Genomic DNA, 6437 nt, shown 5'->3' on the forward strand with positions numbered 1-6437 from the left:
GGGTCGGGTTCGCCACCCACAGCCGCCCGGCGAGAGTGCGCATAATCTCCTGCATTATGTTTAATGACCGTGGCCCGGCCGCTCCGCACCCCCATATGCCGCTACAGCCCCCGCCGGGACGCGGGCATTTACCCCCGCGCACGCCGGTGCCGGGCGGGGCAAGAGGTGCGCAGGGATGCGCGCCTTTTGCCCTGTCCACCGCGCCCTGCGGCCTCACAGAGTGCGACACCTAACCTTTCGGGCTGTCCGGCAACGCCGCGCTCCCGTCCGGCTCCGTGGCCTCCGGCGCTTTCTTCCTTCGCCGCTTCTCCGCCGGATGCGTCTTCTCATGCACCCGCTGTAACGGCGCGATGGCTACCTTTGTGTAGATCTGCGTCGTCTCCAGCTTCTCATGGCCGAGGATCGCCTGGATATGCCGCGTGTCCGCTCCGTTATCCAGCATCTGCGTCGCCATCGAGTGCCGGAAGATGTGACAGGCCCCCGGCTTGTCTATCCGCGCTTTCTCCCGGATAGCCTCTCCGCCGAGCTGCGTCAGCGTTACCGGACTTAACCCCTTGCCGTGATATGTGATGAACAGATGCCCGCTGTCGAACCGGTAAGCCAGCCGGGGCCGCACGTCCTTCAGCCAGCGCTGAACCCACTCCAGCGCCACATGGCCCACCGGCACCACCCGATCCTTGCGTCCCTTACCCTGCCGCACATTCACCACGCCCCGCGTGAAGTCCACGTCGCATAACATCAGGTTCGCCAGCTCCATCCGCCTGATCCCGGTACTCCACAGCACCTCAAGGATCGCCCGGTTACGCAGGCCCAGCGGCGTTTCCGTGTCCAGACTCTGCAACACCGCCCGCGTCTCCTGCTCGCTGAACACCTGCGCCGGAAGCCGTTTCTCCTCCTTCGGTAGTTCAAGCTGCTCTGCCGGGTTGTACAGGATGATGTGACGTTTCAGCAGCCAGCGCCAGAAGTTGCGCACCGCGCTGAGGCGGTTGAGCTGGCCACCGACCGCAAGCGTGTTGCCGTCTGCCTTGCGGTAACTGCGCAGATGACGCTGGTATGCTTCCAGCACCGCCAGGCTCACCTGCGGCGCGTACATCAGCCCGCGCTCCTCGCACCAGGTGATGAACGGCAACACCCGTTCGCGGTAGCCTTCGGTGCTGCGCGGGCTGTAGCCCTGCGCCTCAAGGTGCGCGAGCCATGCGATCACATGCTGGCGCTGCGTGGCGTTCTGGTTCTGGCGGCTAAGATAAAGGGCTTCCGGCCCCGGTGGTATGGGTCTGCTCATGAGGGTTTGTCCTGATTGAGATTAGGGATTGAGTATTGAGTATTGAGATAGCGGTACGGTACGACGAAGGAAGGGTAAAGCAGTGGAACTGTGGTTTTAGCGTTACCCCAACTTGCGGGGCGTTCAGGTCAATAATGATGCGACTTGCAGATGATTTTTATTGCCCCAACTTAGCCCCAACATGGGGCCAACTTGAGGGCAACTTGCGGTCAGTTTGATCCAACTTGCGTTGATCGTAGTGATGCCTTGCCGTTCACTGCCGGGCTGTCCCGGATGCGATCCGCGTGGTTGTCCTTACGACTACGACGGGGTGTTTTCTTTGTCTCCGGGAACAGTGCTTTTTCATCGCTCCCAACTTGCGACACATCCGGGCCAGCACTGGCGCAGTCTGTGGCCTGTTTTGTCTGCCCCAACTTAGCCCCATCTTTGGGGCAACTTGAGGGCAACTTGTCCTCCGGCGTCTCCAACTTGCGTGAGTCATACGCGGGCTTTTCACCCGGCTCGATCAGGCCGCACAGGTGGGAACCGTCGCCGCTGCCGTCCCATAACAGCTCGTACTGCAACAGGTGGCCGCGGCTGCCACCATGTACAAGCAGGTATTCCATTTCGGCCAGCCGCAGACAGTGAACCTTGAGCTGGTTGTCGCTCCACTGCGTGACGTCGCGGATCTCGCGGCGCGTGAAGCGTATCTCGCCGGGCTTGCAGTTCCGCGCCGCTGCCGCCTCACTGACCATCGCCTGTATCAACAACAGCAGCTTACGCGTCTGTGGCGGCATTTCGTCCAGCGTGCGGCCCAGTATTTCATGCGCCAGTTGATTAGCCAGCACGATATCCGAACGCTGAACCTCGATGTACTCCACTATCTGCCCGCGATGCTCCACGCGCTTTACCTCCCGCTGGTACTGGTGCAGCAGGGCTACCGACTGGATCAGCGTCAGGTATTTCATATGGTCGCGCCGCGTCCGCGTCTTGTCGCTCATGAAGGTAAGCTGACTGGCGAACGGGTTCACCACGTTCAGCGGACGCAGCAGCCGCTGCGCGTTCTGGTGAAGCTGAGTGATGTAACTTTTCTCATTCGAGGCGAGCAGCCCTTCCAGCGTCTGCGCGTAACGCTGCGCCGCGTGGATCGCTTCCGTCTGTTCACGGCTTTCATTCACCGTGAGCACAAGGCAGCGGTTTAACAGCTCCTCGTCAACGTCGATCGCCGTGGTAGTCAGCATCAGCATTACCGGGCCTTTGACGGTGTACTGCTTCGTGACAAGGCTCCCGGTCGCGTCATCCTTGCCCGTACTGGCGATGGTTAACTCCCCGTCCGACTGCAACAGCTTCAACGCATACGCCGCCTGTCTCACACCTTCTTCTTCCGCGATGGCGAGGATCTTATGTTGCAGGTTGGTCTCGCCGAGGTAGAACAGGCTCTGCCCGGTCATGGCGCTGTACTGCATTCGTTCCTCCGGCGGGATCAGGTTCAGCACCGCGTCCATCAGCGACGACTTGCCCGCCGCGCTTGACGACTGGATGAGGACGGCCAGCGGTTTCTCCAGCTTGCGCGACACCGCCGCCAGATACGCCGCCGTCAGGTTGGTACTTTCCCCCACCACGCCGCACGCCGCCATATCCGACGCGATGCGGCCCGCCAGATCCGGCGAGCACAGCAGGGCCAGCGCCGCCTCCCGATCTTCGTCAGTCATTTCCGGCGCGGCGTTCTCCGGCTCCGGTTGTGCCTGCCAGCTTTCGAGTGCCAGCAGTACCTTACCCAGCGAACGCCGCAGATCGCCCTCGGCAAGGCCCAGCTCTGCCGCCGCTGCCCGCGCATACCCGCCGCGAGAGCGGGCGCTCATCATGTCCACGCTGTCCGCGAACACCACGCCGCTCTGCATGTCGATCACCTGCGCGTTAACCTTCATCGCGCCGCTGCCCGCTTTCACGCTGCCGATCCCCCGGATGCGCCACCGCTGCGATTCAACCGCCAGTTGCAGATCCCCGCCCGGCAACGCTTCCACCACCACGCCCGGCGCGGGCGATGCCGCCGCAGGAAGCGCCTCCACAGCAGTTGCTAAGGGTAAAGACTCCGCAGGCGCGGCATCCGGCATCAGCGGATCGACAGCCTCCACGCCTGCCACGTCCTGCATCGTCACCGCGCCATCGATCAACATCCCGAACGCCTGTGCAGGCTCCGCCACCTGACACAGATAACCGTTGGCGTCCATCCCCTCCGGGAACGTCACCCGGAACGGCGCGATCCCCTCAGCGGCTAAGGAAGACGCCAGTTTTACCGCAGCCTCATTGCCTGCCGCATCGTTGTCGAACGCGATCAGCACCTGCCTGATGCCGTGCGCCCGGAACGCCTCCCGCATTTCATCGGTCACGCCGTTCACCCCGTAAGCCGCCGTCACGTTGCGCAACCCGGCCACCCAGAACGACATCGCATCGATCAGCGATTCGCAGAGGATCACCGTTTTTGAGCCGACCAGCGCCTGCTCGTTCCACACCCCGCCATGCGGCCCCGGAAGGTAAAGATGCAGCGGCGTGCCGCTGCGCAGACGATCGGTGATTTTGCGCCCGTACATCCCGCGGATCTGGCCGTTCAGATCCACAACCGGCACAACCAGCGAGCCGTGGAAGTGTTCGTGTCCTGTGTCGCGCAGCACGCCGACACCCTGCAACCGGGCGCGGATCTTCGCACCTGCCTGCACCGCTTTTGGCGGCAGACGGTAGGCCAGTGTGCGGTTGGCGAAGCCTAAGCGGAACTGCGCGACCAGTTCAGGATGGTTAAGGCGGCGCTTTTCCAGATACGCCACCGCCTCCGGCGCGTTCAGCAGCGTGTGGTGATAGAAGTCCGTCACGCGGGAGAGCAGTTTCTGGCGGCCCGCCTCGTCTTCGGTGAACATTTCCGGTTCATCCTTCGTGACCAGTGGCGCCACGGCGGGATTGTCGCCCAGCTCGCCGCGCAGCCGCTCCACCGCCTTACGCAGGCTGAGTTTTTCGGTGTGCATCACCCAGTCCAGCACCGAGCCGCCCGCATCGCAGCCGAAGCAGTGGTACAGGTTCTTTTCCGGCGAGATAACGCACGAGGGGGTTTTCTCGTCGTGGAACGGGCAGAGCACGGTGAAGTCCTTACCTTTTTTGAACATCTGCCGCCCCTGTGAGCGCACAACGGCAACTAAGGGAACGGCGGCTTTCAGGTGCTGTAGTTCTGCTTCCGGGATGCGGGCCATATTGATACGTCCTTAAAAATATTTTCAATAAAGCATTTATGCTTGATAAGGTAGCCTCAAGGCTTTATTATGTCAAGCATGTAAAGTACATATCAACGCACCGGAGCATGGAAGATGACGGATAATTACGGCAACATGGCTATATTTGACGTAGCAATGATGACTGAGGTGCTTGATATGGCGGACATGGCTGATACCGGATTTGCGCAGCGTCTGCGCGAACTGCGCAGGCAGAAGGGACTTTCACAGTCTGAACTCGGGAAGCTGGCCGATCTGCATTACACCCACATTGGCCGCTTTGAGCGCGGTACATCCCGGCCGGGCGGCGACACGCTGAAGCGGCTGGCCGATGCACTGGATGTGACGGGGGATTATCTGCTGGAAGGGGCGGCCACCGAAGCGGCTAAGGCAAGGTTTGAGGATCGGGAACTGCTGCGCCAGTTTCAGGAAGTGGAGCAGTTACCCGACGAGGACAAAGAGGTTATCAAGAAGCTGCTGGATGCGTTCCTGACCAAGAAGCAGATTCAGGCGCTGGCCAAGTAGCTGATTTAACGCGGAACTGACGCGCTTGCAACACGTCAGCCCGCTCACCACAAGTAACTAACTGGAGTAGTTAATCATGGCTGAACACGATTCTAACACAGTGCCGGATCTGGCCCACAGCGAGTTTTATTCCCGCGTTGACTTCCATTCGCTCCGTTTACACGGCGCATGGATGGCACGGGCCGGGTTTATTGACGGGATGCCCGTCAAGATCCGGGTCATGCGGGACTGTATTATTATCACGCCGCAGCACACCCGCGAACTCTTTGGCTGTATTGAAGGGATGAGCGTTACCCGCATCAACAAGCAGAAGGTAACGCAATGGCTGAAGACATTTCCGGGGGCGCTGAATGATACCGGGGATATTCCGGTGATTAAGCGCGACAGGATCGACGGCGGGATTTAACAGGGATTACGTAATAAAAAGCCGGGAAGATTTAGTTTCTTTCCCAGCTTTTTATTGATTACATATTATTTAATAAAGATTTAATTTGATAATCACCATGAGGTGTCAAACGGGGAAAATTTTCTGCATCTTTTTCTGATATGCTGTATTCATTATCGAATACATCAACTTTTTTACAAGAATTTCCTACCCCATATACAAAGAAAACATTATCAACGTTATCAGGAGTATAATTTTCCTGATGGCCTATAATTCGCCAATCACTTCCTTTCTCTATTTTTTTATCAAATAAAGAATATGTATCAATCACAATTGGAGGTATGGCTCTTTTAGCTATATTAGCTTCCATTACTTTAGGAATATCAGATGTAAAATCAAATATTTCAGCAACATGCCCGGTAAATATCTTAGATATAACTCTACCAAAGCAATACCGATTTTCATCTAATCTAAAGCAAAATATGTCTCCGGGCTTCACAAAACGCAGCATTGTTCTCGGCTTCTTATCCCAGCCCCAAAATTTAAAATCACTCATCCGCATTTTCCTCCACCGGAACCACCTTTCTTACTATTATAAGCATCTTTAAATGCCTGTGCCCTGGGATCGGTTCGCCCATGATCAAATGAATTATATTTGTTTCCTCGATTTGTTGAGGAAATTTCTTCGCCTATAGTTCCAGTTCTGGTTTTATATTTCTCTATATAATACTGCTCGTAACCTCTGGCCTGACCATATTTAACATTTCGCTCAAGAGGTTCCATTCTCGAATCAGGAGATAATCTTCCAGTATCAAGATGCTCGCCTCTTCTTCGATCCATGTCATTAGTAATGCCAACGTAATAAGGTTCTTTTGCTCCGGGATCAAATAAACCATAAACACTATATCCGGGAGCATCAACGGCGGTTAAACCTAAAGGATCGATCCAACTGAGTGGATTAGGCGCATACTGATATAAGTTTAACCCGCCTCTCAGCCCTATCGGGTCA

The 6437-nt window shown here is 57.3% G+C and carries 5 protein-coding genes and 2 pseudogenes; 3 read left to right on the forward strand and 4 right to left on the reverse strand.

The genetic code is table 11. From position 1 onward, the window contains the following. Positions 1–233: hypothetical protein (locus tag FDX19_RS25250; RefSeq protein WP_212734696.1), on the forward strand; the 233-nt coding region annotated here is incomplete at its 5' end. Here the strand turns inward: FDX19_RS25250 and xerC are convergent. Together xerC and FDX19_RS01865 are read right to left on the reverse strand one after the other, a co-directional pair. Beyond that, on the reverse strand, positions 230–1282 hold the full coding sequence (xerC, locus tag FDX19_RS01860) for a site-specific tyrosine recombinase XerC (RefSeq protein WP_137381389.1): 1053 nt from the start codon (positions 1280–1282) through the stop codon (positions 230–232). The genes FDX19_RS25250 and xerC overlap by 4 nt on opposite strands. A gap of 209 nt (positions 1283–1491) precedes the next feature. Beyond that, positions 1492–4500 carry a DNA primase gene (locus FDX19_RS01865; protein ID WP_137381390.1) on the reverse strand — a complete coding sequence of 1003 codons (3009 nt, stop codon included), beginning with the start codon at positions 4498–4500 and terminating at the stop codon, positions 1492–1494. 114 nt (positions 4501–4614) lie between these two features. On the opposite strand from FDX19_RS01865, the gene FDX19_RS01870 reads away from it, so the two are divergent. Further along, on the forward strand, positions 4615–5043 hold the full coding sequence (locus FDX19_RS01870; protein WP_249357510.1) for a helix-turn-helix domain-containing protein: 429 nt from the start codon (positions 4615–4617) through the stop codon (positions 5041–5043). Positions 5044–5164: 121 nt separating this feature from the next. Further along, positions 5165–5449, forward strand: a pseudogene (locus FDX19_RS01875) (SymE family type I addiction module toxin); the annotation flags it as partial. A gap of 58 nt (positions 5450–5507) precedes the next feature. Here the strand turns inward: FDX19_RS01875 and FDX19_RS01880 are convergent. Both FDX19_RS01880 and FDX19_RS01885 read right to left on the reverse strand, forming a co-directional pair. Further along, the gene (locus FDX19_RS01880) at positions 5508–5984 is read right to left on the reverse strand and encodes an immunity 26/phosphotriesterase HocA family protein (RefSeq protein ID WP_137381392.1); all 477 of its coding nucleotides are present in this window, start codon (positions 5982–5984) and stop codon (positions 5508–5510) included. Next, a pseudogene (locus tag FDX19_RS01885) lies at positions 5981–6437 on the reverse strand (sugar-binding protein); the annotation flags it as partial. The gene FDX19_RS01880 and the pseudogene FDX19_RS01885, both read right to left, overlap by 4 nt.

Source organism: Citrobacter sp. wls619 (genome assembly GCF_005281345.1).
In the GTDB taxonomy this organism is placed as follows: domain Bacteria; phylum Pseudomonadota; class Gammaproteobacteria; order Enterobacterales; family Enterobacteriaceae; genus Citrobacter.